The 25527-nt window shown below is 70.7% G+C and carries 21 protein-coding genes; 14 read left to right on the top strand and 7 right to left on the bottom strand.

Annotated features, from left to right (window positions below):
• Window positions 1-93 precede the first annotated feature (93 nt).
• On the top strand, window positions 94-960 hold the full coding sequence (locus ACWGJB_RS34755; protein WP_453384019.1) for a serine protease: 867 nt from the start codon (window positions 94-96) through the stop codon (window positions 958-960).
• A gap of 99 nt (window positions 961-1059) precedes the next feature.
• Here ACWGJB_RS34755 and ACWGJB_RS34750 read toward each other — a convergent pair whose 3' ends face one another.
• Window positions 1060-1290: a DUF7455 domain-containing protein gene (locus ACWGJB_RS34750; protein WP_453384018.1), complete on the bottom strand. Its 231-nt coding sequence runs from the start codon at window positions 1288-1290 to the stop codon at window positions 1060-1062.
• Between the two features lie 441 nt (window positions 1291-1731).
• Between ACWGJB_RS34750 and ACWGJB_RS34745 the strand changes: the two genes are divergently transcribed.
• The 6 genes from ACWGJB_RS34745 to ACWGJB_RS34720 all read left to right on the top strand — a co-directional run bounded on the left by ACWGJB_RS34745 (window position 1732) and on the right by ACWGJB_RS34720 (window position 8965).
• A complete protein-coding gene (locus ACWGJB_RS34745) occupies window positions 1732-3855 on the top strand; it encodes a DNA gyrase/topoisomerase IV subunit B (RefSeq protein WP_453384017.1) in 2124 nt (707 codons plus the stop codon).
• A 538-nt stretch (window positions 3856-4393) separates the two neighbouring features.
• On the top strand, window positions 4394-4927 hold the full coding sequence (locus ACWGJB_RS34740; protein ID WP_453384016.1) for a DUF1453 domain-containing protein: 534 nt from the start codon (window positions 4394-4396) through the stop codon (window positions 4925-4927).
• The gene (locus tag ACWGJB_RS34735; RefSeq protein ID WP_453384015.1) at window positions 4924-6075 is read left to right on the top strand and encodes a sensor histidine kinase; all 1152 of its coding nucleotides are present in this window, start codon (window positions 4924-4926) and stop codon (window positions 6073-6075) included. The genes ACWGJB_RS34740 and ACWGJB_RS34735 overlap by 4 nt, the downstream gene beginning before the upstream one ends.
• Window positions 6072-6749, top strand: coding sequence for a response regulator (locus ACWGJB_RS34730; RefSeq protein WP_453384014.1), 678 nt, complete (start codon window positions 6072-6074; stop codon window positions 6747-6749). Before ACWGJB_RS34735 ends, ACWGJB_RS34730 begins: the two co-directional genes overlap by 4 nt.
• A 69-nt stretch (window positions 6750-6818) precedes the next feature.
• Window positions 6819-7376, top strand: coding sequence for a DUF485 domain-containing protein (locus tag ACWGJB_RS34725; RefSeq protein ID WP_453384013.1), 558 nt, complete (start codon window positions 6819-6821; stop codon window positions 7374-7376).
• Entirely contained in the window at window positions 7373-8965 is a 1593-nt protein-coding gene (locus ACWGJB_RS34720) for a solute symporter family protein (protein WP_453384012.1), read from the top strand. The genes ACWGJB_RS34725 and ACWGJB_RS34720 overlap by 4 nt, the downstream gene beginning before the upstream one ends.
• Window positions 8966-8991: 26 nt before the next feature.
• Here the strand turns inward: ACWGJB_RS34720 and ACWGJB_RS34715 are convergent, their stop codons facing one another.
• Entirely contained in the window at window positions 8992-9684 is a 693-nt protein-coding gene (locus tag ACWGJB_RS34715) for a response regulator (RefSeq protein WP_453384011.1), read from the bottom strand.
• Between the two features lie 158 nt (window positions 9685-9842).
• On the opposite strand from ACWGJB_RS34715, the gene ACWGJB_RS34710 reads away from it, so the two are divergent.
• Genes ACWGJB_RS34710 through ACWGJB_RS34700 form a run of 3 tightly spaced genes read left to right on the top strand, consistent with a single transcriptional unit; the run spans window position 9843 to window position 12613 of the window.
• A complete protein-coding gene (locus ACWGJB_RS34710) occupies window positions 9843-10658 on the top strand; it encodes an ABC transporter ATP-binding protein (protein ID WP_453384010.1) in 816 nt (271 codons plus the stop codon).
• Window positions 10648-11514, top strand: a complete 867-nt coding sequence (locus tag ACWGJB_RS34705; RefSeq protein WP_453384009.1) for an ABC transporter permease — start codon at window positions 10648-10650, stop codon at window positions 11512-11514. Before ACWGJB_RS34710 ends, ACWGJB_RS34705 begins: the two co-directional genes overlap by 11 nt.
• 46 nt (window positions 11515-11560) lie before the next feature.
• Entirely contained in the window at window positions 11561-12613 is a 1053-nt protein-coding gene (locus tag ACWGJB_RS34700) for an ABC transporter substrate-binding protein (protein ID WP_453384008.1), read from the top strand.
• Window positions 12614-12629: 16 nt separating this feature from the next.
• Here the strand turns inward: ACWGJB_RS34700 and ACWGJB_RS34695 are convergent, their stop codons facing one another.
• The 4 genes from ACWGJB_RS34695 to ACWGJB_RS34680 all read right to left on the bottom strand — a co-directional run bounded on the left by ACWGJB_RS34695 (window position 12630) and on the right by ACWGJB_RS34680 (window position 17390).
• Window positions 12630-13310, bottom strand: coding sequence for a response regulator (locus ACWGJB_RS34695; protein ID WP_453384007.1), 681 nt, complete (start codon window positions 13308-13310; stop codon window positions 12630-12632).
• On the bottom strand, window positions 13307-14962 hold the full coding sequence (locus ACWGJB_RS34690; protein WP_453384006.1) for an ATP-binding protein: 1656 nt from the start codon (window positions 14960-14962) through the stop codon (window positions 13307-13309). The genes ACWGJB_RS34695 and ACWGJB_RS34690 overlap by 4 nt, the downstream gene beginning before the upstream one ends.
• Before the next feature lie 143 nt (window positions 14963-15105).
• A complete protein-coding gene (locus tag ACWGJB_RS34685; protein ID WP_453384005.1) occupies window positions 15106-16050 on the bottom strand; it encodes a sucrase ferredoxin in 945 nt (314 codons plus the stop codon).
• A gap of 83 nt (window positions 16051-16133) precedes the next feature.
• Window positions 16134-17390 (bottom strand): citrate synthase, encoded by a 1257-nt coding sequence (locus ACWGJB_RS34680; RefSeq protein WP_453384004.1) that lies wholly within the window; start codon window positions 17388-17390, stop codon window positions 16134-16136.
• A 109-nt stretch (window positions 17391-17499) separates the two neighbouring features.
• Here ACWGJB_RS34680 and ACWGJB_RS34675 point away from each other — a divergent pair, with 109 nt between their 5' ends.
• Both ACWGJB_RS34675 and ACWGJB_RS34670 read left to right on the top strand, forming a co-directional pair.
• The gene (locus ACWGJB_RS34675; RefSeq protein ID WP_453384003.1) at window positions 17500-18663 is read left to right on the top strand and encodes a citrate synthase/methylcitrate synthase; all 1164 of its coding nucleotides are present in this window, start codon (window positions 17500-17502) and stop codon (window positions 18661-18663) included.
• A 94-nt stretch (window positions 18664-18757) separates the two neighbouring features.
• Complete coding sequence (locus tag ACWGJB_RS34670; RefSeq protein WP_453384002.1) at window positions 18758-19870, top strand: CobW family GTP-binding protein; 1113 nt, start codon at window positions 18758-18760, stop codon at window positions 19868-19870.
• On the opposite strand, the gene ACWGJB_RS34665 is transcribed toward ACWGJB_RS34670, so the two are convergent.
• Window positions 19867-22323, bottom strand: a complete 2457-nt coding sequence (locus ACWGJB_RS34665; RefSeq protein WP_453384104.1) for a DNA gyrase/topoisomerase IV subunit A — start codon at window positions 22321-22323, stop codon at window positions 19867-19869. The two genes, ACWGJB_RS34670 and ACWGJB_RS34665, sit on opposite strands and share 4 nt — an antisense overlap.
• A gap of 285 nt (window positions 22324-22608) precedes the next feature.
• On the opposite strand from ACWGJB_RS34665, the gene ACWGJB_RS34660 reads away from it, so the two are divergent.
• Together ACWGJB_RS34660 and ACWGJB_RS34655 are read left to right on the top strand one after the other, a co-directional pair.
• Window positions 22609-24003: a M16 family metallopeptidase gene (locus tag ACWGJB_RS34660; RefSeq protein WP_453384001.1), complete on the top strand. Its 1395-nt coding sequence runs from the start codon at window positions 22609-22611 to the stop codon at window positions 24001-24003.
• Complete coding sequence (locus ACWGJB_RS34655) at window positions 24000-25388, top strand: M16 family metallopeptidase (protein ID WP_453384000.1); 1389 nt, start codon at window positions 24000-24002, stop codon at window positions 25386-25388. The genes ACWGJB_RS34660 and ACWGJB_RS34655 overlap by 4 nt, the downstream gene beginning before the upstream one ends.
• Window positions 25389-25527: the final 139 nt, after the last annotated feature.

Below are 25527 nucleotides of genomic sequence, written 5' to 3'. Positions count from 1 at the left end.
GTCTCCCCACAGGGGGCCGGGCCTTCGGGCTGCGGGGCGCGGTGCACTGGATGACTCTGGGTGTCCTGGTACCACCCAGAGTGAGGAGCGTGCATGCGCCGTCCCTTTGCCCCGATCCTGATCCGACCGCTGATCCTGGCGGCCGTCGCCGCCGTAATACCGCTGGCCGGCCCGCCTCCGGCAGTCGCCGACAGCGTTGTCGTCGGCGGGTTCCCCGTCGACGTCTCCCAGACTCCCTGGACGGTCGCGCTGTCCAGCCGTGACCGGTTCGGGGGTACGCGGGCCGGCCAGTTCTGCGGTGGGGTGGCGATCGGCCGGACCACTGTGCTGACCGCGGCCCACTGCCTGGCCGACGAGGTGATCGGGGGGCCCGCCGACCGGGTGCGCGACCTCAAGGTCATCGCGGGCCGCACGGATCTGCTCTCGACGCAGGGCCAGGAGATCCCGGTGACCGTCGCGCGGGTCAATCCGCGCTACGACGCCGATGCGAACACCGGCGACTTCGCCGTCCTCACCCTCGCGCAGCCCCTGCCTGCCGACGTCGTCGTCAAGATGGCCGCCGAGGGCGACGCCGCCTACCGGCCCGGCACCGGTGCCCTGGTCTCCGGATGGGGTGACATCACGGGCGGCGGCGACTACGCGCGCCGACTGTACGCGGCGCAGGTCCATGTGCTGCCCGACCAGGCGTGCGAGCGGGCCTATCCCGGCGGCGCCGACGGCACCTACCGGGCGGATTCCATGGTGTGCGCGGGGGAGACCCTGGGCGGCCCGGACGCCTGTCAGGGGGACAGCGGGGGACCGCTGGTGGCGGAGGGGCGGCTCATCGGACTCGTGTCGTGGGGCAGCGGCTGCGGCCGCCCGGGAAGTCCCGGCGTCTACACGCGCGTCTCCGAGGTCGTACGGGCCCTGGGGTCGGACGGTGGCTTCAGCCGCTCACGAAGGCCTCACAAGCCCTCCTGAGGGCTGCTCTGGGCACATGACGACGGGCGGTCGCTCCCGAGGGAGCGGCCGCCCGTTCACCGGTCTGGGCCGGAGCTGGCTCGTCGTGTGTGCGAGAGGTCAGCGCTCATCTTCGGAGGCGGTGTTCGGAGCGGACGTCAGCCGTTCCGTCTCGTCCTGTATCTCAGCGGCGATCTTCTTGAGTTCCGGCTCGAACTTGCGTCCGTGGTGGGCGCAGAAGAGCAGTTCTCCGCCGCTGAGCAGCACGACGCGCAGGTATGCCTGGGCGCCGCAGCGGTCGCAGCGATCGGCGGCCGTCAGGTGGCTCGCGGGGGTCAGAACAGTAGTCACGTCGCCTCTTCTCTAGCTCGACGAGCTGTCGTACCAGGGTCAACATCCAACCAGCCCGAAAACGTTCCCGCTCGGGGCTTCTCCTCGAAAAAAATCTTTCGAGGTGGCCGTCTGCTGCCGGTTGGCGGCGAATGTGCCGTATTGCGTCGTCTTAGGTGCTTACGGGTTCGCGCGGTTCATCGGTCTCATCCTCCCGGCCGGGTTGCCGGTTGTTTGTGAGGACGTGCCCGGAGCCTAAATGGTTCATGCCTCGAAGGGAACGTGATATGTACTTCACTCCATCGAGGGATCGAACACGCATACGACCGTGGACTAGTGTGAGTTCACGACGAGGGTGGCGTTACAACGGCTCTACCAGGCCTCGGTACCCTCTGAACGGCGACCGAAGCCGGCCCCTTACCCAAAAGGGGCTCCACTGAAATTCAGCGAGGAGCGAACCGCGTGACCGCCGATACGTCCGTGCCGTCCACAGCGCTGCTGGCAGGAGCAGACCGGGACGGCTCCAACTACACCGCGCGGCACCTGCTCGTCCTCGAGGGCCTCGAGGCAGTGCGCAAGCGCCCCGGTATGTACATCGGCTCGACTGACAGTCGTGGTCTGATGCACTGTCTGTGGGAGATCATCGACAACGCCGTGGACGAGGCCCTGGGCGGCTACGGCGACCACATCGAGGTCATCCTCCACGACGACGGCTCCGTCGAGGTCCGGGACAACGGCCGCGGCATCCCCGTGGACGTCGAGCCCAAGACCGGCCTGTCCGGTGTCGAGGTCGTGATGACCAAGCTGCACGCAGGCGGCAAGTTCGGCGGCGGCTCCTACGCGGCCTCCGGCGGCCTGCACGGCGTCGGCGCCTCGGTGGTCAACGCGCTCTCCGCGCGGCTCGACGTCGAGGTGGACCGCGGCGGCCATGTGCACGCGATCAGCTTCCGCCGCGGTGTCCCGGGCGCCTTCGCAGGTGACGGCCCGGACGCGAAGTTCGAGGCCAAGAGCGGGCTGCGCAAGACCAAGAAGATCCCCAGGACCCGCAGCGGCACCCGGGTGCGTTACTGGGCCGACCGCCAGATCTTCCTCAAGGACGCCAAACTCACCCTGGAGACCCTCCACCAGCGGGCCCGCCAGACCGCGTTCCTGGTGCCCGGCCTGACCATCGTCGTCCGTGACGAGTACGGCCTCGGCGCGGACGGCAGCAAGGGCGAAGAGTCCTTCCGCTTCGACGGCGGCATCAGCGAGTTCTGCGAGTACCTGGCCACCGACAGGCCGCTCTGCGATGTCCTCCGTTTCTCCGGACAGGGCACCTTCAAGGAGACCGTCCCGGTCCTGGACGACCACGGCCAGATGACTCCCACCGAGGTCACCCGCGAACTCGGCGTCGACGTGGCGCTGCGCTGGGGCACCGGTTACGACACGACCATGAGGTCGTTCGTCAACATCATCGCCACGCCCAAGGGCGGCACCCACATGGCCGGCTTCGAGCAGGCCGTCCGCGAGACCCTCAACGAGGTGCTGCGCGCCAAGAAGCTGCTGCGCGTCGCCGAGGACGACATCGTCAAGGACGACGCCCTGGAGGGCCTCACCGCCGTCGTCACCGTCCGCCTCGCCGAGCCGCAGTTCGAGGGCCAGACCAAGGAGGTCCTCGGCACCTCGGCGGCCCGCCGGATCGTGAACAACGTGGTCACCAAGGAACTGAAGGCGTTCCTCACCTCCACCAAGCGGGACTCGGCGGCCCAGGCCCGGGTGGTCCTGGAGAAGGTGGTCGCCGCCGCGCGGACCCGCATCGCCGCCCGTCAGCACAAGGACGCGCAGCGCCGGAAGACCGCCCTGGAGTCCTCGTCCCTGCCGGCCAAGCTCGCCGACTGCCGCAGCGACGACGTCGAGCGCAGCGAGCTCTTCATCGTCGAGGGAGACTCCGCGCTCGGTACGGCGAAGCTGGCCCGGAACTCGGAGTTCCAGGCGCTGCTGCCGATCCGGGGCAAGATCCTCAACGTGCAGCGGTCCTCGGTGACGGACATGCTCAAGAACGCCGAGTGCGGTGCGATCATCCAGGTCATAGGGGCGGGCTCGGGCCGTACCTTCGACATCGACGCGGCTCGCTACGGCAAGATCATCATGATGACGGACGCCGATGTCGACGGCTCCCACATCCGCTGCCTGCTGCTGACGCTGTTCCAGCGCTACATGCGGCCCATGGTCGAGGCGGGCCGGGTCTTCGCCGCGGTGCCGCCGCTGCACCGCATCGAGATCATCCAGCCCAAGAAGGGCCAGGACAAGTACGTGTACACGTACTCGGACCGTGAGCTGCGCGACAAGCTCATGGAGTTCCAGAGCAAGGGCATCCGGTACAAGGACTCCATCCAGCGCTACAAGGGTCTCGGCGAGATGGATGCCGACCAGCTGGCCGAGACGACCATGGACCCGCGCCACCGCACCCTGCGCCGGATCAACCTCTCCGACCTGGAAGCGGCGGAGCAGGTCTTCGACCTGCTGATGGGCAACGACGTGGCTCCCCGGAAGGAGTTCATCTCCGGCTCGGCGGCGACGCTGGACCGCTCGCGGATCGACGCGTAGCCGCTGCGCTGGGCCTTGGCCGACGGGGCGGTGAGCTGGGCGCGGGTAAGTCGGGTGAGTCGGGCGGGGGCGACTGGGCGGCGGTGGGTCGTGCGGTGGTGAGGCCTGGCGGTGGCAGAGGCGGGCGGTGATGGCCCGGCGATGGCGAGCATGCGGGGTGACCGTGTCTCAACGGTGCTCGCTGGTGGGGCGCTTCGTTCCCTGCCGCCTGCCGCCTGCCGCCTGCCGCCTGCCGCCTGCCGCCTGCCGCCTGCCGCCTGCCGCCTGCCGCCTGCCGCCTGCCGCCTGCCGCCTGCGGCTCGTCGTCCCGCCCATCGCCGTCTCCGGGTTGTCCGCCCGTCGGCCGCTACACGGCAGCGGCAGCTGTCCGCATAGCTCCGTGCAGGGGTCTCCACCCGAGGGTGGAGAGATCCCGCTCGTTGGATTCCACCCGTGATCCACCCACGCTCCGATCTGCTGACCTGCGCATTTCCGTAGCGTCGGGGGTGTCGGCAGCTCCCGCTCCCGGCACCGCCCCTTCCCGCTCACGGAGGCACTGATGGCCGGGCTCGTCAACGCGTTGCTGATCGTGGCAGTCGTCGTCGTGGTGATCGTGCGCCAGTTCCGCGCCCGCCCGATCGACACCGGTCGGCGCTGGTGGCTGCTGCCCGTGATCCTCGCGGTCGTCGCGCTGCGCGAACCCGGCATACTCGACGCCCATCACCGCACCGAATCTGCCTTGCTGCTCGGGACGGAGTTGCTGGTGGGACTGGGGACGGGTGCCGCCTGGGCCTGGACCACCCGAGTGTGGACCGAGCCCGACGGGGTCGTATGGACCAAGAGCACCAAGGCCAGCGCGGTCGTCTGGTTCGCCGGGATAGCCGTGCGCGTCGGTCTCGTCGCCATCGGCGCCCTCGTCGGTGTCCACCAGGACAGCTCGGCCCTCATGCTCGGCTTGGCGGTCACGCTGCTGGTTCGCGCCGGCATCCTCGTCTGGCGTGCGCAGTCCCTCCCCTCCGCCCCGTCCGCGGGCGGTCCCACCCGGGCGTACGGTGACGGCATGGCCCGGGTCACCAGGAAGGAAGGCGTGTGACGGAGAACGTCTGGACGCGCTGGCCCTCGCGTGAGGCGCTGAGCCGCGCGGGGGTCACCCGGCCCCGGCGCATGCTCGCCTGGGCCGTGCGGTTGATGGTTCTCGGCCTGCTGCTGTGGGGCGCCTTCAACCAGTCGCACGTCCAGGGCTGGGACATGGCCGCGGCGGTGGCGGGTGTCGTCGTGACCGCCCTGGCCTCCTGGGGCTTCCACCGGGCCACGTACGCCCACCGGCTCGTGCCCGCCCTGCTCCTCATCGGTGTCCTCCTGGCCGTCGCGGTCGCGGCGGAGGCCAATGGATTCCGGGGACCGGCCCTCGTGATCTGGTGCGGCTGCGGCATCTCCGCCCTGGAGCGGCTGCCGATCGCGATCGCGGTGCCCGTCACATCCGTGGCCCTGGCCTCGTACTCCGCGTTCAACAACGACGTATGGCTGACCACCGCTGCCACCGTCGTCGGAATGGCACTCGCCGGCTACGTGATGAGACTCGACGCCGAGGCCCGGGGCCACGCTCAGCGACTGCTGGCCCAGGAGCGCGCGGCGAGAGCGGCCGAGGCGGAGTCGGCGGCGCTGGCGGAGCGGGCCACGATCGCGCGGGAGATCCACGATGTGCTGGCCCACAGTCTCTCGGCCCAGATGGTGCACCTGGAGGCGGCGCGGCTGCTGATCGAGCGCGGAGCCGACCGGGAGCAGATCCTCGAACGGGTCGTGGCCGCCCGGGGAATGGCCCGGGACGGACTGGCCGAGACCCGCCAGGCCCTGTCCGCCCTGCGCGGCGAGCTGACCCCGCTGGAGGAGTTCCTCACGGAGATCGTCGCTTCGACCGACGGTGCCGAGGTCACCGTCACGGGTGAACGCAGGGCCCTGCCCGCAGAGGCGTCGCAGACCGTACGACGCGTCGCCCAGGAGGCGCTGACGAACGTCCGCAAACATGCCTACGGCGCCAAGATCCAGGTACGGCTGGACTACCAGGAGCATGAAGTGACCCTGAACGTCAGGGATTCGGGCGGTCGTCCCGGCGACCTCACCGGCGCGGGCAGCGGGTACGGTCTGCTGGGTATGCGGGAGCGGGCCGAGTTGCTGGGTGGCTCGCTGGAGGCAGGGCGTGACGACGAGGGGTTCGAGGTGACGTTGAGGGTGCCCGTATGACGGAGGTGGAGCAGAAGCCCGCGCGGGTGGTGGTCGCCGACGACCAGACAGTGGTCAGGGAGGGCATCGTGATGCTCCTCGGCCTGTTGCCCGGCGTGGAGGTTGTGGGAGCGGCGGGCGACGGGGAGGAAGCTGTGCGGCTGGTCGCCGAACTCGCCCCGGACGTGGTGCTGATGGATCTGCGGATGCCCCGTTGCGACGGTGTGGAGGCGACCCGGCGGATCAGGTCGGAGTACCCGGGGACACAGGTCGTGGTGCTCACCACGTTCGCGGACGACGAGTCGCTGTTCCCGGCGCTGAAAGCCGGTGCACGTGGCTATCTCACCAAGGACGCGGGCGGCGACGAGATCGTGCGGGCGGTGCATAGCGTGCTCTCGGGAGACGCGGGACTGTCGCCGAGCATCCAACGGCGGCTGCTGGAAAGGCTGTCACAGCCCGAGCCGACGGCCGTGGCCACCGAGGCGCCCGACGGGCTGACCGTGCGGGAGACCGAGGTCCTGGTGCTGATCGCCGAGGGGCTCACCAACCAGGAGATCGCCCGCAGACTGCATGTCTCCACCGCGACCGTGAAGACACACATCAACAACCTCTTCGCCAAGACGGTCCTCAAGGACCGGGCCCAGGCGGTGCGTTACGCCTATGCGAACGGATTGGTGCGGCCACCAGCGAATTGAGTCACCTGATGGGGTGAAGAGCCGCGGGAAGAAGTGTCGGGGATCTTCCCGGTCTGTCCATCCTTGGGCATGCAGTCAAGCAACGATCGTCACCGCGACGGCGGGGGCGGTCCCGAGAGTTCGGCCGAGCAGCACGAGGACCAGGGCGAGTACGGCGCGGCTTCCCGAGAAGTCAGGTACGAGGATCCCTGGTACGACGCGCTGGCCTCCGGCTGGGGCGAGCTGGACGGCACCGGGGTACCGGCTCCCGCCGTACCGGCCGCGCGGGCGGAGCGGGAGGGGGCGGCCGTTCGCGCCCGTGACGTGTATCTGGAGGTGCAGCGCAGTGCGGCCTTCCAGGAGGTGCGCCGCCGCTACCGCAGGTTCGTGGTGCCGAGAGTCGTCGTCTTCCTCACCTGGTACGTGGGGTATGTGGTGACCGCGACGACCGCGCCGGGGCTGATGGCCAGGCCCGTCGCGGGGGCCGTGAACGTGGCGATGGTCGCGGGCCTCGGGCAGTTCCTCACCACGTTCCTGCTCACCTGGGCCTACGCCAGGCACGCGCGGTTGCGCAGGGACCGTGCCGCGCTGGAGTTGCGCTGGGACACCCAGGAGCTGACCAGGGGCGCCCGGGGTGGTGAGTCATGACGGGGCATCATCAGACGTTGGCTCTGCTGCTGTTCAGCGCGTTCGTCGCGGTGACGCTCGGGATCACGACGTGGGTGAGTCGGCGACGGCATGGTTCGGCGGAGGAGTTCTATGCCGGCGGACGGCTCTTCTCCCCGATGGAGAATGGTTTTGCCATCGCGGGCGACTACATGTCCGCGGCTTCCTTCCTCGGTGTGACCGGCCTCATCGCGCTCTTCGGCTACGACGGGCTGCTGTACGTGGTGGGCTTCCTGGTCGCCTGGCTGGTCGTGCTGTTCCTGGTGGCCGAACTGGTGCGCAACTGCGGGCGGTTCACGCTCGCCGATGTGATCGCGGCGCGGATGCGGGAGCGGCCGGTACGGATCGCGGCGGGAACTTCCTCGATCACCGTGTCCGTTCTCTATTTGGTGGCGCAAATGGTGGGGGCGGGCAGCCTGGTGGCGCTGCTGCTGGGGCGGACGAGCCAGGCCGCGCAGGCGTGGACGGTCATCGGGGTCGGCGCGCTGATGGTGATCTATGTGTCGTTGGGAGGGATGCGGGCGACCACCTGGATCCAGATCGTGAAGGCGGTTCTGCTGCTCAGCGGCACGGTGGTGCTGACCGTGCTGGTGCTGTTGCGGTTCCACGGCGACATCGACCGTCTGCTGCTCACGGCGGCCGACCGCAGTGGGCACGGGAAGTCGTTCCTGGCGCCGGGCCTCAAGTACGGCGGCAGCTGGAGCGCCCGGCTGGACTTCATCAGTCTGGGGCTGGCGCTGGTGCTGGGCACGGCGGGGCTGCCGCACATCCTGTCCCGCTTCTACACGGTGCCCACGGCGCGGGCGGCACGGCGTTCGGCGGTCTGGTCGATCGGGCTGATCGGCGGCTTCTACCTGATGACGATCGTGCTCGGTTTCGGGGCGGCGGCCCTCGTCGGACCGGACGCGGTGCGCGCCTCGAACGCCTCGGGGAACACGGCCGTTCCGCTGCTGGCGCTCGATCTGGGCGGCGGTGCGGGCTCCACAGGCGGAACGGTTTTGTTCGCGGTGGTCGCGGCCGTCGCCTTCGCGACGATCCTCGCGGTGGTGGCCGGGATCACCCTTGCCTCCTCCGCGTCCGTCGCCCATGACCTGTATGCCTCGTTGCGCAGACCGCACGCCAAGCAGCGCAGCGAGGTGGCGGTGGCGCGGATGGCCGCGGTCGGCATCGGGGTGGTGGCGATCGCCCTCGGCCTGCTGGCCCGCGACATGAACGTCGCCTTCCTGGTGGGGCTGGCCTTCGCGGTGGCCGCCTCGGCGAACCTGCCCGCTCTGCTGTACTCGCTGTTCTGGCGGGGTTTCACGACCCGCGGCGCGGTGTGGGCCGTATACGGCGGGCTGGTCCCGGCCCTGGGGCTGGTCGTACTCTCCCCGGTGGTCTCGGGAAGCCCGGGCGCGCTGTTCCCGGGTGTGGACTTCCAGTACTTCCCGTTGCAGAACCCGGGGCTCGTCTCCATCCCGCTGGGCTTCCTCGCCGGGTGGCTCGGCACGGTCACCTCGGACGAGGTTCCGGACGAGGCCAAGCAGGCGGAGACCGAGGTGCGGTCGCTGACCGGGGCGGGGGCCGTCTGACCTGCGTCGGAGCCGCTGCGGAGCCGTTATGGCGCCACCCAGGCGTACCGGTGCTCCGGGCGGCCCGTGTCGCCGTACTTCAGGGAGAGGCGGAGCCGGCCCACCTGTTCCAGGTGACGGAGGTAGCGCTGGGCGGTGGAGCGGCTGAGGCCTGTCTCGGCGGCGACCTCGTGGGCGGAGAGCGGATGGTCGGCGCGGTGCAGGACGCCGCAGATGAGATCCGTCGTGGGCTCGGACTGGCCGCTGGGCAGGCCGGGCGCGGACGGCGCCGGTGAGGTGCGCAGGGCGCCGAAGATCCGGTCGACCTGCTCCTGGCCCGTCAGGCCCCGGCCGCCGACCCGGTCGACGGTACGGCGCAGGGCCGCGTAGGAGTCCAGGCGGGTGCGCAGGGCGGCGAAGGTGAACGGTTTGACCAGGTAGTGCAGGGCGCCCAGGCGCATGGCCTTCTGGACGGTCGTCACATCGCTGGCCGCCGTGATCATGATGACGTCGGTGCGGTGGCCCTGCTCCCGCATCTGGTGGACGAGTTCGAGGCCGGTCCGGTCCGGCAGGTAGTGGTCCAGCAGGACCAGGTCGATGGTGCCGCGGTTCACGGCGGCCAGGGCCTGGGCGGCGCTGTGTGCGCGGGCGGCCACCCGGAAGCCGGGAACCTTCCCCACGTACTTGGCGTTTATCTCAGCGACGCGGAAGTCGTCATCGACCACCAGGACGTCAATCATCAGGCCTCTCCTTCAAGGCCGGCGAGCGTTAAGCCCGTGTTTCGGCTCCGCAGTTGTAGCGCGAGCAAAAAGAGCACAACAGATGCTTGCGAGCAAAAGAACGGCTTGCGCCCAGAAGACTGCTGCTGTGGTCGGGGCCACATCTACCGTCCCGGCCCATGAGCGCAGACACCAGCCCCGCCATCGAGCTGCGGGGCGCGAGTAAGATCTTCAAGACCCCGTCGGGGGGTCTGCACCCGGCTGTCCGCGACCTCGACCTCACCGTGGGGCGTGGTGAGTTCGTGGCCGTCGTAGGGCCGACGGGTTGCGGCAAGTCCACCACGCTGACCCTGGTCAGCGGGCTGGAGGAGCCCAGCGAGGGCGAGGTGCTGGTAGCCGGTGAGCCGGTGGCCGGCGTCGGCGACAAGGTCGGCTTCGTCTTCCAGCAGGACGCCACCTTCCCCTGGCGGACGGTGTTGTCCAACGTGATGGCCGGGCCCCGCTTCCGGGGCGTGCCCAAGGCGGAGGCCAGGGAGAAGGCCCGCGAATGGCTGGCTCGGGTCGGCCTCGCCGCCTTCGAGGACCGCTACCCGCACCAGCTCTCCGGCGGCCAGCGCAAGCGCGTGGCGCTCGCCGCGACCTTCGTGAACGATCCCGAGATCCTGCTCATGGACGAGCCGTTCTCGGCGCTCGACGTGCAGACCCGGGCCCTGATGTCGGACGAGCTGCTGGAGCTGTGGGAGGGCACGGGCGCCTCGGTGGTCTTCGTCACCCACGACCTGGAGGAGTCCATTGCGCTGGCCGACAAGGTCGTCGTCATGACCGCCGGGCCCGCGACCGTCAAGCAGGTCTTCGACATCGACCTGCCCCGCCCCCGCAAGGTCGAGTCGGTGCGTCTGGAGCCGCGGTTCATCGAGATCTACCGCGAGATCTGGGAGTCCCTCGGCGAAGAGGTCCGCATCACCCGCGAGAGGGGTGCCGCTCATGTCGCCTGAGGTGCTCACCACACCGGTCGTCGACACGGCCAAGACCAGCCCGGACCGCGCCCGGTCGCGGGCCCAGGCCGCCCGCAGACGCAAGGCGATCGTGTTCGCCGTGCGGGTGCTGCTCCTTGTGGCCGTGCTCGGTCTCTGGGAGGTCCTGTCCCGGGCCGAGGTCATCGACCCGTTCAACTTCTCGATGCCCTCCAAGATCTGGGACCAGATCTGGACCTGGGTGACCCACGGCACCGCGCTCGGCCCCCTGGGCGAGCAGATCTGGTACACGCTCTACGAGGCGCTGCTCGGCTGGGTCATCGGTGTCATCACCGGCGTCGTGTTCGGAATCGCCCTGGGGCGGATCGACTTCCTTGCCGATGTCCTCGGTCCGTTCATCAAGGTGCTCAACTCGATCCCCAGGATCGTGCTCGCGCCGATCTTCCTGATCTGGTTCGGACTCGGCCCGTCCTCCAAGGTCGCCTCGGCCGTGGTGCTGGTCTTCTTCCCGGTGTTCTTCAACGCCTTCCAGGGTGCCCGGGAGGTCGACCGCAACCTCGTCGCCAACGCCCGCATCCTGGGTGCCAGCGACCGTCGGGTGACCCTCCAGGTGGTCGTTCCGTCAGCCACCTCGTGGATCTTCACCAGTCTCCACGTGAGCTTCGGCTTCGCGCTCATCGGCGCCATCGTCGGCGAGTACATAGGGGCGACCAAGGGCATCGGGCTGCTCGTCTCGCAGTCGCAGAACACCTTCAACCCGGCCGGCGTGTACGCCGCGATGGTCATCCTCGCTGTCGTAGCCCTCGCTGCCGAAGGGCTGCTGACCTTCGCCGAGCGCCGCATCTTCCGCTGGAAGCCGACCGGCTCCGACAGCTGAGCCTCCACTTCTCCCCGCACCGACCTCTCACAAGGACGTGAACCCCATGCGCACCACCGCCAGATACGCCTCGCTGGCCGCCGCCGGCCTGCTCGCCCTCTCCTCGCTCACCGCGTGTGCCAACGACGCGGCCAGCACTTCCTCCACCGGCAGCAAGGGTGACGGCAAGGGTACGAAGGTCAAGATCATGGTCGGCGGCCTGGACAAGGTCATCTACATGCCGGCCATGCTCACCCAGCGGCTCGGCTACTTCGACGCCGAGGGCCTTGACGTGGAGCTGCTGACCGAGCCGGCCGGCGTACAGGCCGAGACCGCGCTCGTCGCCGGGCAGGTCCAGGGAACGGTCGGTTTCTACGACCACACGCTTGACCTCCAGACCAAGGGCAAGGCGGTCGAGTCCGTCGTGCAGTTCTCGCGTGCGCCCGGCGAGGTGGAGGTCGTCTCGACCAAGGCGGCCGGCGACATCACCTCGCCCAAGGACTTCAAGGGCAAGAAGCTCGGCATCACCAGCCTCGGGTCGTCGACCGACTTCCTCACCAAGTACCTCGCCGTCGAGAACGGGGTGAAGGTCAGCGACTTCTCGCCGGTCGCCGTCGGCGCGGGCGCGACCTTCATCGCTGCGCTCCAGAAGGGTGCCATCGATGGCGGTATGACGACCGACCCGACGGTCGCCACGATCCTGGACAAGAAGGCGGGCAAGGTCCTGCTGGACATGCGGACGCCGGAAGGCTCCCAGAAGGCGCTCGGCGGCCCGTACCCGTCGTCGAGCCTGTACATGCAGACGGACTGGGTCAACGGTCACAAGGACACCGTCCAGAAGTTGGTCAATGCATTCGTCAAGACGCTCAAGTGGATGTCCACGCACAGCGCCGCCGAGATCGCGGCCAAGATGCCCGCCGACTACGCCCAGGGCGACAAGACCCTCTACACGCAGTCCATCAAGAGCACGCTGCCGATGTTCACCGACGACGGCGTGATGCCGGAGAACGGCCCGGAGACCGTGGAGAAGGTGCTGAAGGCGTTCAACACGAACATCCAGAACGCGGATGTCGACCTCAGCAAGACGTACACGACCGAGTTCGTCGAGGCCGCCAAGTAACAAGGGCCGGAGGCGTTCAGCCGCGGGTCGCCCACACGTAACGGTGTTCGGGGCGGCCCGCGTCGCCGTATTTGAGGGTCAGCCGGGCCCGTCCTGTGCGCTCCAGGAGCTTCAGATAGCGCTGGGCGGTCTGGCGGCTCAGCCCGGTCCGTTCGGCGATCTCCTGGGCCGACAGCGGGCCCTGGGCGTTCATCAGGGACTGGCGTACCAGCTCGGCAGTGGTGGGGGAGTGCCCTTTGGGCAGGTCGGGCTCGGACGTCGTGGACAGGGCGCCGAAGATGCGGTCCACCTGGGCCTGTTCGGCCTCGCCGCCGCCGTCCAGGGTGCGCCGCAGCTCGGCGTACGCCTCCAGCTTGGCGCGCAGTCCCGCGAACGCGAACGGTTTGACCAGGTACTGCAGGGCGCCGTGCCGCATCGCCGCCTGCACGGTCGACACGTCCCGGGCCGCTGTCACCATGATCACGTCGGTTCGGTAGCCGCGCCGGCGCATCTCCTGGACCACCGCGAGACCCGTGTCGTCGGGCAGATAGTGGTCCATGAGGACCAGGTCGAGGCGGGGCAGCGTCTCCAACCGGCGCAGCGCCTCGGCCGCGTTGTGGGCCTCGCCGGCCACATGGAAGCCCGGCACCTTCTCGACGTAGGCGGCGTTCACCCGGGCGACCCGGGTGTCGTCGTCCACTACCAGGACCTCGATCATCGCGTCTCCTCGTCGGCCGGGACGAGCGCCGGTTCCGGTTCCGGCTCGGTCAGTGCCTCGGGGAGCGCGACCGTGAACTGCGCGCCCCCGCCGTCCGCCTCGCCCACGACCGCGCTGCCGCCCTGCCGTTCGGCGAGCCGGCGCACCAGCGAGAGCCCGATGCCGCGCTTGCCGTGCGCGGGCGGCTTCTTGGTGGACCACCCCTCGGTGAAGACCAGCTCCCGCTGCTCCGCCGGGATTCCGGGCCCGGTGTCGCGCACCCTGAGGACGACCGCGCGGCCCTCGGCGCGCAATTCGACCTCCACGCGCGCGTGCGGAGTGCCGGCGACCGCGTCCAGCGCGTTGTCCACGAGATTGCCGACGACCGTGACCAGGCCCCTGGGGTCGATCAGCCGGTCCGGGAGCCAGGTGCGGTCCGACACCCACAGGGCGACCCCGCGCTCGGCCGCGACGGTGGCCTTGCCGACCAGCAGAGCGGCCAGCAGCGGGTCCTGGATCTTCTCGGTGACCTGCTCGGCGGTGACCCGGTGGTCGCCCACCACCTCCCCGACGAAGTCCACGGCGTCGTCGTACATCTCCAGTTCCAGCAGCCCGAGCAGGGTGTGCATACGGTTGGCGTGCTCATGGTCCTGGGCGCGCAGGGCGTCGATCAGCCCGCGTGTGGAGTCGAGTTCGCGGCCGAGCTGCTCCAGCTCGGTGCGGTCGCGCAGGGTGGCGACGGCGCCGCCGTCGTCGGTGGGCATGCGGTTGGCGACCAGGACCCGCTGGCCGCGCACGGTGAGCAGATCGGTGCCGGTCACCCGGCCGGCCAGGACATCGGTCGTACGGCCCTCGCCGAGCGCCTCGTCGGGAGACCGGCCGACGGCCTCGTCGCCGATGCCGAGCAGCCGTCTCGCCTCGTCGTTCAGCAGGCGGATGCGGCCGCCGCGGTCGAGCGCGACGACGCCCTCCCGGATGCCGTGCAGCATCGCCTCGCGCTCCGCGAGCAGTGCCGAGATGTCGGAGAAGGCCAGGTCGCGGGTCTGCCGCTGGACCCGCCGGGAAATCAGCCAGGCGGCCAGCGCACCGACCGCGAGAGCGCCGCCGGCGTAGGCGAACAGCCCGGGGATCGCGCTGAGCAGGCGCGCCCGCACGCTGTCGTAGGCGATACCGACCGAGACCGCCCCGATGATCCGGTGCTTCGCGTCGTACAACGGCACCTTGCCACGCGCGGAGCGGCCCAGGGTGCCGTTGTCGATCTGCATGACGTCCTCGCCGGCCAGCGCCTCCCTCGGGCTGGTCGAGACATGGCGGCCGATCTCCGAGAGCGTGGTGTGCGACCAGCGGAACCCTCGCCGGTCCATCACCACGACGTACTCGGCGCGGGTCGCCTTCCGGATCCGCTCCGCCTCCCGCTGCACCGGGCCGGTCGTGCTCGGCTGCGTGGTGAGGACGCCCTCGGCGATCTGCGGGTCCTGGGCGGTGGTCTGGGCGATCGCCAGGGCCCGGCGCATCGCCTCCTGGTCCAGCTGTTTGCTCAGCGGTGCCAGGAAGAGCCCGGTCGCCAGCACCGCGACCCCGGCGGCGATCACCACCTGCATCAGCAGGACCTGCGAGAACGCCCGTCGGGGCAGGCCGAGACGTAGGCGGCGTGCGGGAGGAGTGGGGCTCATGCCCACGACGGTACGTGGGCGTGCGGGCCCGGCCGTAGGGGGTGTGGCGTGGATCTCTTGACTATTTCTTGGGGAAACCCGTCGTCGGGGGTCGCATCAGCTCCCCCTCGCGACCGCGTCACCTCCCGCCCTTGGCGGTCGCGTCAGCTCGCCAGAGCCGTCGTCGCCCGCAGTTCCCGCAGCGACACCACGTCCATCCGGGCCGGCGACCCCAGCACCGACACCCCGCAGCTCTCCGCGCGGGGCGGCAGGGAGGTGCCCTGGGCCACGCCGACCCGCCAGCGGCGGCCGTCGGTGTGGGCGACGGTGACGTCCCAGTGCGGGGCCGCGCCCTCCGTCCGTACGACGCTCAGCACGCCCGCCGCGTACTCGCCCGCCGCCTCGCGCACGGCCAGCTCGGCCGCCTGGCCGGGCCGTTCCCAGGCGGAGCACCCACGGCACCCCTCCAGCACCACACGGCCCTCCTGGGCGCCGTGCAGGACCTCCTTGACGGCATGGGCCTCGGCGCGGCCGTACGCGTAGCCGTACGGCAGCACGAGCACCGTCGGCGAGAAGCGATGACCACCCAGATGGGTGACCTCCCAGGTGCCCGCCACGCCGGACGCGGCCAGTTCGGCGGCGAGCGGGCGGCCGAGCAGGGCGCAGCAGCGGTCGCGCTTGCCGTTGGTGCAGACGAGCGCGAGAGGGCTGCCCGAGTGCGGCCGGCCGTCGAGCGCCGCTCCGAACGATCGGTGGTCGCCTGCACCGAGCGCGGCGAAGTCGAGGCCGAGCAGCCGCTCGGGGTCGCGGGTGGCGGCGCTGTGCAGCCAGACGTTCCCGGGAACCGTGTGGGCCGCGTACACCTGGCGCACGGCGGGGGTGCCCGGATCGGCGTGGCGGCCGGGGCGGCGGATGAGCGCGATCCGCACGCCGGTGCCCTGGGCGGCGGCCTCCAGGGCGCGGCCCAGCGCGGGGTCCAGATGGCTCGAAGTGAGCGCCTTGGCACCCCACGGGCCGGGCTGTTCCAGCAGCAGCCACGTCGTCGCGGTGGCGGCAGTGCCGGAAACGGGCTCGTCGAGCATCCGGGAGACGGTGGTGCACCTACTCACAGAGGTGAGCCTAACCTGACTTTGCCCGGGGTGACTTCCGGCCCCGGCCCGTTCGCCTCTCCGGTGGGCTGCGCGCGGGTGGGCTACTCCGGCAGCGGCTGCGGCGGCTTCGGACCGACGTAGTGACCGCTGGGGCGCATCCGCAGCGGGCGTTCCCCGTACTCCTCCAGGGCGTGTGCAATCCATCCCGCCGTTCGGGCGACGGCGAAGATCGTCTCGCCCGCGGTGGCGGGCATGCCGCAGGAGGCCGTGAACACGGCCAGCGCCAGGTCGACGTTGGCGTGCAGCGGAGCGTGCCGGGCGGTCGTGGCGACGACGTCCCGGGCCGCGAGCAGGGCGGGCTCCGCGCGGGGGACCTCCTCCAGGAGGCCGAACAGGACCCGCGCGCGTGGGTCCTCGCCCTGGTAGAGCCGGTGGCCGAGGCCGGGGATACGACGGCCCGCGCGGAGTTCGTCCGCGATCACCGGGACGGCGGTGCCCTGGTCGAGGACGTCGAGCAGCATCCGGTGGGCGAGGCCGCTGGAGGCGCCGTGCAGGGGGCCTTCGAGGACGCCGAGCCCGGCCGACACGGCCGCGTAGGCGTGGGCGCGTGCGGAGGCGGCGAGCCGGACCGCGAGCGTGGAGGCGGCCAGGTCGTGGTCGACGAGCAGGGCGAGCGCTGTGTCCAGGACGCGCAGCGCGGCGTCGCTGGGGTCGATGCCGGTCAGCCGGCGCCACAGCCGGTGGGCCAGCGGGCCGTCGTCGTGCCCACGCTCGCGCTGCATGGGCAACGCCGCGACCAGCGTGGGGATCAGCACGCGCGCGGTACCGAGGACGGCGTCCTCGGACAGGTCGAAGCGCAGCGGATCCTGGGCGGCCGAGGCGATCGTGGCGACCCGCAGCCGGTCGGTGGGCAAGGTGTGCTCCGGCAGCGCGTCGACGGCCCGGCGCACGACGGCGACGGTGTCCTGCGGGGCGGTGAGGGTCACGCCCGGAGTCATCCGGCCCGTCCACAGCCACTCGGCCACTTCCTCGTAGGAGTGGCGCGCGGCGAGTTCGGTGGCGTCTACGCCCCGGAAGAAGTAGCGGTCCTTCTCGATCAGTGTGATCCGGGTGCGCACCGACAGATCCCCGCCGGACCCCGGACTCCCCGCGGCATCCCGCCTGTTGCGCCGGGCGAGTGCCGCCACCTCGTCGGCGTCGAAGGTGCTGGCGCGGCCGCCGGGCTCACGCCTGCTGCTCAGCTGACCACGGCTCACATAGGCGTACACGGTCTCGGGTTTCACCCCGAGCAGCTCGGCGGTCTCCTTGGTGGTCAGCCGTCGCGCGGGACTGCCGGGAGCGGGTTGTTGATCGCGCATGGCGCCACCGTAGTCGTGTCCGACGGATATTGATTCAATCAATATTGACAGACGATGAGTCAAGCATGGACAGTCGAATCAAGTTCAGGGAGGAAAGCGGAGGCATGTCATGACCGTCAGCAGGAGTGCGTCGACCCTTGTCGAGGTGCCGCGCGGGCTCGCCGGTGTCGTCGTCACCGACACCGAGGTGGGGGACGTCCGAGGGGTCGAGGGCTTCTACCACTACCGGCAGTACTCGGCCGTCGAACTCGCCCGCACCCGTGGCTTCGAGGACGTCTGGCACCTCCTGGTCCACGGCGAACTGCCGGACGCGACGCGTGCCGCCGCCTTCGCCGCCGAGACCGCCGCGCTGCGGCACCTGCCCGACGAGGTCCGGGCGGCGCTGCCCGCGGTGGCCGCGGCGAGCGGCGGGTCCGGACCGCTGGCCGGGATGCGCACCGCGCTCTCGCTGCTCGGCGCGGCGCAGGGTTTCCGGCCGGTGTACGACATCGACGCGGACCGGCGGCGGGCCGACACGGTCGTCGCCTGTGCTGCCGTACCGACACTGCTCACCGCGCTGTACCGGCTCGGCCAGGGGCTCGACCCGGTGGAGCCGCGCGCGGACCTGTCGTACGCGGCCAACTACCTGTACATGTTGACGGGTTCGGAACCGGATCCCCGGCGGGCGCGTGCGGTCGAGCAATACTTGATCTCAACCATTGATCACGGATTCAATGCATCAACATTCACGGCGCGCGTCATCGCGTCGACCGGCGCGGACGTCGCGGCCTGCCTCGTGGGAGCGGTCGGCGCGCTGTCCGGGCCGCTGCACGGGGGCGCGCCCAGCCGGGCGCTGGACACCCTGGACGCGATCGGGACACCGGACCGGATCGACCCGTGGATCCGCGGACGGGTCCTGGCCGGCGACCGCGTGATGGGCTTCGGGCACGCGATCTACCGTACGGAGGACCCGCGTTCCCGCATGCTGCGCGAGATCGCGCAGGACTTCGGCGGCCCCCGGGTCGCGTTCGCCGTCGAGGTCGAGCGCCATGTGGAGCGCATTCTCGCCGAACTGAAGCCCGGCCGCGAACTCCACACCAACGTCGAGTTCTACGCCGGCGTGGTCATGGAACTCTGCGGCCTGCCCAGGGAGATGTTCACCCCGACGTTCGCGGCGGCCCGCGCGGTCGGCTGGAGCGCCAACATCCTGGAACAGGCGGCCGACTCGAAGATCATCCGGCCGGTGGCACGGTATGTGGGACCGGAGCCGAGGGTGCCGGCCGCGGTTCGGTAGGCCTCTGCGGCGATCGTCACGCACCGTCGTCTCCCGGTCGGCATGCCTGGGGCGACGGGCGCGGCTTTCGGCGGCAGGCCGTTTCCTATCCTGGATGGGCCCACACCCCCGCCCGCATGAAAGAGGCCCCCCGTTGGAGCACCACCGCAGCCCCCAGCAGATCCCGGTCGTCGTGCTCGCCGGATTCCTGGGCTCCGGGAAGACCACGCTCCTCAATCACCTCCTGCACCGCAGCGGAGGCAGCCGGATCGGGGCGATCGTCAACGACTTCGGGGCCATCGAGATCGACGCGATGGCCGTGGCCGGCGCCCTCGGCGACTCCACCGTCTCGCTCGGCAACGGCTGCCTGTGCTGTGCCGTCGACGCGAGCGAACTGGACCGGTACCTGGAGCGGCTCGCCGACCCGGCCACCGGTATCGACGTGATCGTCATCGAGGCGAGCGGTCTCGCCGAGCCCCAGGAACTCGTCCGGATGCTGCTCGCCAGCGAGCACCCCGGCATCGTCTACGGCGGCCTTGTCGAGGTCGTCGACGCCGCCGAGTTCGACGACACGCGCGCGAAGCACCCCGAGATCGACCGGCACCTCGCCCTCGCCGACCTGGTCGTCGTGAACAAGCTCGACCGGGCCGGGCAGGGCGGCGAACGTGTCCTGGGGCTCGTGCGGTCGCTCAGCGACCACGGGGCCGCCGTCGTGCCGGCCACCAACGGCCGTATCGACCCCGAGTTCCTCTTCGACTGCCGGCCCGGCGAGGAGCGCATCGGGCAGCTGTCCTTCGACGACCTGCACGGGCACGAGAGCGGCGCCGGGCACGAGGGACACCTGCACACCCGGTACGACAGTCTGTCCTTCGCCTCCGGCCGGCCACTCGATCCCCGCAGGCTCATGACCTTCCTCGACAGCCGGCCCGAAGGGCTGTACCGGATCAAGGGGTACGTCGACTTCGGGCCGTACGACACCGGGAACCGGTACGCCGTGCATGCCGTGGGGCGGTTCCTGCGGTTCTACCCGGAGCCCTGGGGGCGGGACGAGGAGCGGGCGACTCAGCTCGTGCTCATCGGCTCCGGCATCGACGTGCCCGCCCTGCACAAGGAACTGGACGCGTGCACGAACGACGCCCCGCACGCCGACGAGCACGGCATGTGGGGCGTCCTGCGCTATGTCCCGGGCCTGGAGGAAGGCCCTGAGGAGGAGGGTTACGAGGCCTAGACCGGGCCCGCCACCACCGACACCGTCTTCGGCAGCGACACACCCGAGCCGTCCCGGCGCGGGTCGGCCTCCGGGAGCTCGGCCGGCGTGCCGTTCTTCTGGGCCGCCTTCGCCGGCACCGGGCCCGCCCAGGCGAAGGCCAGGCAGTCCTCGCCCTTCAGGAACCGCTGGCAGCGCACCCCGCCGGTGGCGCGGCCCTTGCGCGGGTACTGGTCGAACGGGGTCAGCTTGGCCGTCGTCTGCACCGAGTCGTCGAGCGTGCCGCGCGAACCGGCCACCGTGAAGACCACCGCGTCGGCCGCCGGGTCCACCGCCGTGAAGGAGATGACCTTCGCGCCCTCGATGAGCTTGATGCCCGCCATACCGCCCGCCGGCCGGCCCTGCGGGCGCACCTGGGAGGCCTGGTAGCGCAGCAGCTGCGCGTCGTCCGTGATGAACACCAGGTCCTCCTCGCCGGTGCGCAGTTCCATCGCGCCGACGATCCGGTCGCCCTCCTTGAGGGTGATGACCTCCAACTCGTCCTTGTTGGACGGGTAGTCGGGGACCACGCGCTTGACCACGCCCTGCTCGGTGCCGAGGGCGAGACCCGGCGACGACTCGTCCAGCGTGGTCAGGCAGACCAGCGACTCGCCGTCCTCCAGGGAGAGGAACTCGGACAGCGGCGCGCCGCCCGCGAGGGTCGGGGCGGTCGCCGTCTCCGGGAGCTGCGGCAGGTCGACCACGTTGATGCGGAGCAGACGGCCGGACGAGGTCACCGCGCCGACCTCGCCACGGGCGGTCGCCGGGACCGCCGAGACGATCACGTCGTGCTTGGCCCGCTTGCCGTCGGCGTCCTCCGGGAACGGCTCGCCGTTCGTCGTGCGCGCCAGCAGGCCGGTCGAGGAGAGCAGCACCCGGCACGGGTCGTCGGCCACCTGGAGCGCTACCACGGCCGCCGGGGCGCCCGAGGCCTCCAGCAGGACCGTGCGCCGCTCGGTGCCGAACTTCTTAGCCACCGCGGCCAGTTCGGCCGAGACCAGCTTGCGCAGCTCCGCGTCCGACTCCAGGATCCGGGTCAGCTCGGCGATCTCCGCGGTGAGCTTCTCCTTCTCCGCCTCCAGCTCGATGCGGTCGTACTTGGTCAGGCGCCGCAGGGGGGTGTCCAGGATGTACTGCGTCTGGATCTCCGACAGCGAGAAGCGCTCCATCAGACGCTGCTTGGCCTCCGCGCTGTTCTCGCTGGAGCGGATCAGCCGGATGACCTCGTCGATGTCGACCAGGGCCGTGAGCAGACCCTCGACCAGGTGGAGGCGGTCGCTGCGCTTGGTGCGGCGGAACTCGCTGCGGCGGCGGACCACGTTGAAGCGGTGGTCGAGGTAGACCTCGAGCAGTTCCTTCAGGCCCAGGGTGAGCGGCTGGCCGTCCACCAGGGCGACGTTGTTGATGCCGAAGGACTCCTCCATCGGCGTCAGCTTGTAGAGCTGCTCCAGGACCGCCTCGGGCACGAAGCCGTTCTTGATCTCGACGACCAGACGCAGCCCGTGCTCGCGGTCGGTGAGGTCCTTGACGTCGGCGATGCCCTGCAGCTTCTTGGAGTTGACCAGGTCCTTGATCTTGGCGATGACCTTCTCGGGGCCGACCGTGAAGGGCAGTTCGGTGATGACCAGGCCCTTGCGGCGGGCCGTCACCGCCTCCACCGCCACCGTGGCCCGGATCTTGAAGGTGCCACGGCCCGTCTCGTACGCGTCCCGGATGCCCTCCAGACCGACGATCCGCCCGCCGGTGGGCAGGTCGGGGCCCGGGACGTGCTTCATCAGCGTGTCCAGGTCCGCGTTCGGGTACCGGATCAGATGGCGGGCGGCCGCGATCACCTCGCCGAGGTTGTGCGGCGGCATGTTCGTCGCCATGCCGACCGCGATGCCCGACGAGCCGTTCACCAGCAGGTTCGGGAACGCGGCGGGCAGCGCCACCGGTTCCTGCTCCTGGCCGTCGTAGTTGGGCGTGAAGTCGACCGTGTCCTCGTCGATCGACTCGGTCATCAGGCTGGTCGCCTCGGCCATCCGGCACTCGGTGTACCGCATGGCGGCCGGCGGGTCGTCGTTGCCCAGCGAGCCGAAGTTGCCGTGGCCGTCGACCAGCGGGACGCGCATCGAGAACGGCTGGGCCATGCGCACCAGCGCGTCGTAGATCGACGCGTCGCCGTGCGGGTGCAGCTTGCCCATCACCTCGCCGACCACGCGCGCGCACTTCACATAGGCGCGGTCGGGGCGCACACCCATCTCGTTCATCTGGTAGACGATGCGGCGGTGCACCGGCTTGAGACCGTCGCGGGCGTCCGGCAGGGCGCGCGAGTAGATGACCGAGTACGCGTACTCGAGGTAGGAGCCGCGCATCTCGTCCACGACGTCGATGTCGAGGATCCTCTCCTCGTACGAGTCGTCGGGCGGCGGGGTCTTCGTGCTGCGGCGGGCCATCGCTGCCGGCTCCTTGCTCATGCGTGAACGGGATCTGACGCTGACCATTGTGGACCGCGGTACTGACAACCCGGGCCAGGCCCCGGTCTCCGCGGCCCGCCCCGGTGCCTCGGAGGCGTTCGGGAGCGAGTCGGACGCAGGCTACGCGATCCGCTGTGGGCGTACGTGGTGCGGGAACTTCGCCGGGTCCCGGCGCGCTTGCATACAGTGGCAGGACTGGCAGAAAAACCGCGGTCCGAGACCGCTTCCGCGAGTGACGTGAGTGACGCGAGTGAAGGGACGTACATGCCCATGGGTCACACGACCACGGCCGAGACAGGCTCCGGAGGCCTGACAGCGACCGAGCACCGCTTGGCCAACGGTCTGCGCGTGGTGCTCTCCGAGGACCACCTGACCCCGGTCGCGGCGGTCTGCCTCTGGTACGACGTCGGTTCCCGGCACGAAGTCAAGGGACGTACCGGCCTGGCTCACCTTTTCGAGCACTTGATGTTCCAGGGCTCCGCCCAGGTGAAGGGCAACGGCCACTTCGAGCTCGTCCAGGGCGCCGGCGGTTCGCTCAACGGCACCACCAGCTTCGAGCGCACCAACTACTTCGAGACCATGCCCGCCCACCAGCTGGAGCTCGCCCTCTGGCTGGAGGCCGACCGCATGGGCTCCCTGCTCGCCGCCCTGGACGACGAGTCGATGGAGAACCAGCGGGACGTCGTCAAGAACGAGCGCCGCCAGCGCTACGACAACGTCCCCTACGGCACCGCCTTCGAGAAGCTGACCGCGCTCGCCTACCCGGAGGGCCACCCCTACCACCACACGCCGATCGGCTCGATGGCGGACCTGGACGCGGCCACCCTGGAGGACGCGCGGGCGTTCTTCCGTACGTACTACGCGCCCAACAACGCGGTTCTGTCGGTCGTCGGCGACATCGACCCCCAGCAGACCCTCGCCTGGGTCGAGAAGTACTTCGGCTCCATCCAGGCGCACGACGGCAAGCCCGCCCCGCGCGACGGCTCGCTGCCCGACATCATGGGCGAGCAGCTGCGCGAGGTCGTCGTGGAGGAGGTGCCCGCGCGTGCGTTGATGGCCGCCTACCGGCTCCCGGAGGACGGCACGCGCACGTCCGACGCGGCCGACCTGGCCCTCACCGTCCTCGGCGGCGGCGAGTCCTCCCGCCTCTACAACCGCCTCGTACGGCGCGACCGTACGGCCGTCGCCGCCGGCTTCGGCCTGCTGCGCCTGGCCGGTGCGCCCTCCCTGGGCTGGCTGGACGTGAAGACCTCCGGCGACGTCGAGGTACCGGTCATCGAGACCGCCATCGACGAGGAGCTCGCCCGGTTCGCCGAGGAGGGCCCCACGCCCGAGGAGATGGAGCGCGCCCAGGCCCAGTTGGAGCGCGAGTGGCTGGACCGGCTGGGGACCGTCGCGGGCCGCGCGGACGAACTGTGCCGGTTCGCCGTCCTGTTCGGTGACCCGCAGCTCGCCCTGACCGCCGTCCAACGCGTCCTCGCGGTGACCCCGGAAGAGGTCCAGGAGGTCGCCAAGGCCCGGCTGCGGCCGGACAACCGCGCGGTGCTCGTCTACGAGCCCAAGTCCCCGGAGGCGGTCGAGGACGCCGACGTACCCGAGGACCCCGAGGCCGAGGCCACGGTCGAAGCCGGCGACAACAACGAGGAGGCGGCGAAGTGAGCGAGCTCGCCACCATGGACTTCCACCCGCAGCCCCAGCCGGGCGACGCCCGGCCCTGGGCTTTCCCGGCCCCCGAGCGCGGCACCCTGGACAACGGGCTCACCGTGCTGCGCTGCCACCGCCCCGGCCAGCAGGTCGTCGCCGTCGAGGTGCTCCTGGACGCGCCCCTGGACGCCGAGCCGGCCGGCCTGGACGGCGTCGCCACGATCATGGCGCGCGCCTTCTCCGAGGGCACCGACAAGCACTCCGCCGAGGAGTACGCCGCCGAGCTGGAGCGGGCCGGTGCCACCCTGGACGCCCACGCCGACCACCCCGGTGTCCGGCTCAGCCTCGAGGTCCCGGCCTCCCGCCTGGCCAAGGGACTCGGGCTGCTCTCCGACGCGCTCAGGGCACCTGCCTTCGCCGACAGCGAGGTCGAGCGGCTGGTCCGCAACCGCCTCGACGAGATCCCGCACGAGCTGGCCAACCCCAGCCGCCGGGCCGCCAAGCAGCTCTACAAGGAGCTCTTCCCGTCGACCGCGCGGATGTCCCGACCGCGCCAGGGCACCGAGGACACCGTCGAGAAGATCGACGCGGCCGCCGTACGCGCGTTCTACGACCGGCATGTCCGCCCTGCCACCGGCACCGCGGTCGTCGTCGGCGACCTGACCGGCATCGACCTGGACGAACTGCTCGGCGAGACCCTGGGCGCCTGGCGCGGCTCCGCCGCCCAGCCCCGGCCGGTGCCCCCGGTCTCCGCCGACGACACCGGCCGTGTCGTCATCGTGGACCGCCCCGGAGCCGTCCAGACGCAGCTGCTCATCGGCCGCATCGGCGCCGACCGGCACGACCGCGTCTGGCCCGCCCAGGTGCTCGGCACCTACTGCCTGGGCGGCACCCTCACCTCCCGCCTGGACCGCGTCCTGCGTGAGGAGAAGGGCTACACCTACGGCGTCCGCGCCTTCGGGCAGGTCCTGCGGTCCGCCCCCGACGGCAGCGGCGCCGCGATGCTCGCCATCAGCGGCTCCGTGGACACCCCGAACACCGGCCCGGCGCTCCAGGACCTGTGGACGGTGCTGCGCACCCTCGCCTCCGGGGGCCTCACGGACGCCGAGCGCGACGTCGCCGTGCAGAACCTGGTGGGCGTTGCGCCGCTCAAGTACGAGACGGCGGCGGCCGTCGCCGGCACCCTGGCCGACCAGGTCGAGCAGCATCTGCCCGACGACTTCCAGGCCACGCTCTACCGGCAACTGGCCGCCACCGGCACCGTGGAGGCCACCGCGGCCGTCGTGAACGCCTTCCCGGTCGACCACCTGGTGACCGTCCTCGTCGGCGACGCGGCGCAGATCAAGGAGCCGGTCGAGGCCCTCGGCATCGGCGAAGTGACGGTCGTCGCCGCGGAGTAACGCGACGAGCGGCACGCGCGCGTGAAGCGGGGGGGGGTGTTTCGTGCGGAAAATCCGCGCCGCCAATTAGCGGTTTTGGGGGGGGTTTGGGGGCGTCGGGGTGGGGGGGGGGGGTAAAATATCATGGAGGGGTTTGTTG

This window comes from Streptomyces sp. NPDC054813, from assembly GCF_053611365.1.
Note: the sequence above shows the minus strand (reverse complement) of the source record. Positions and strands in the feature narration are given on the sequence as shown.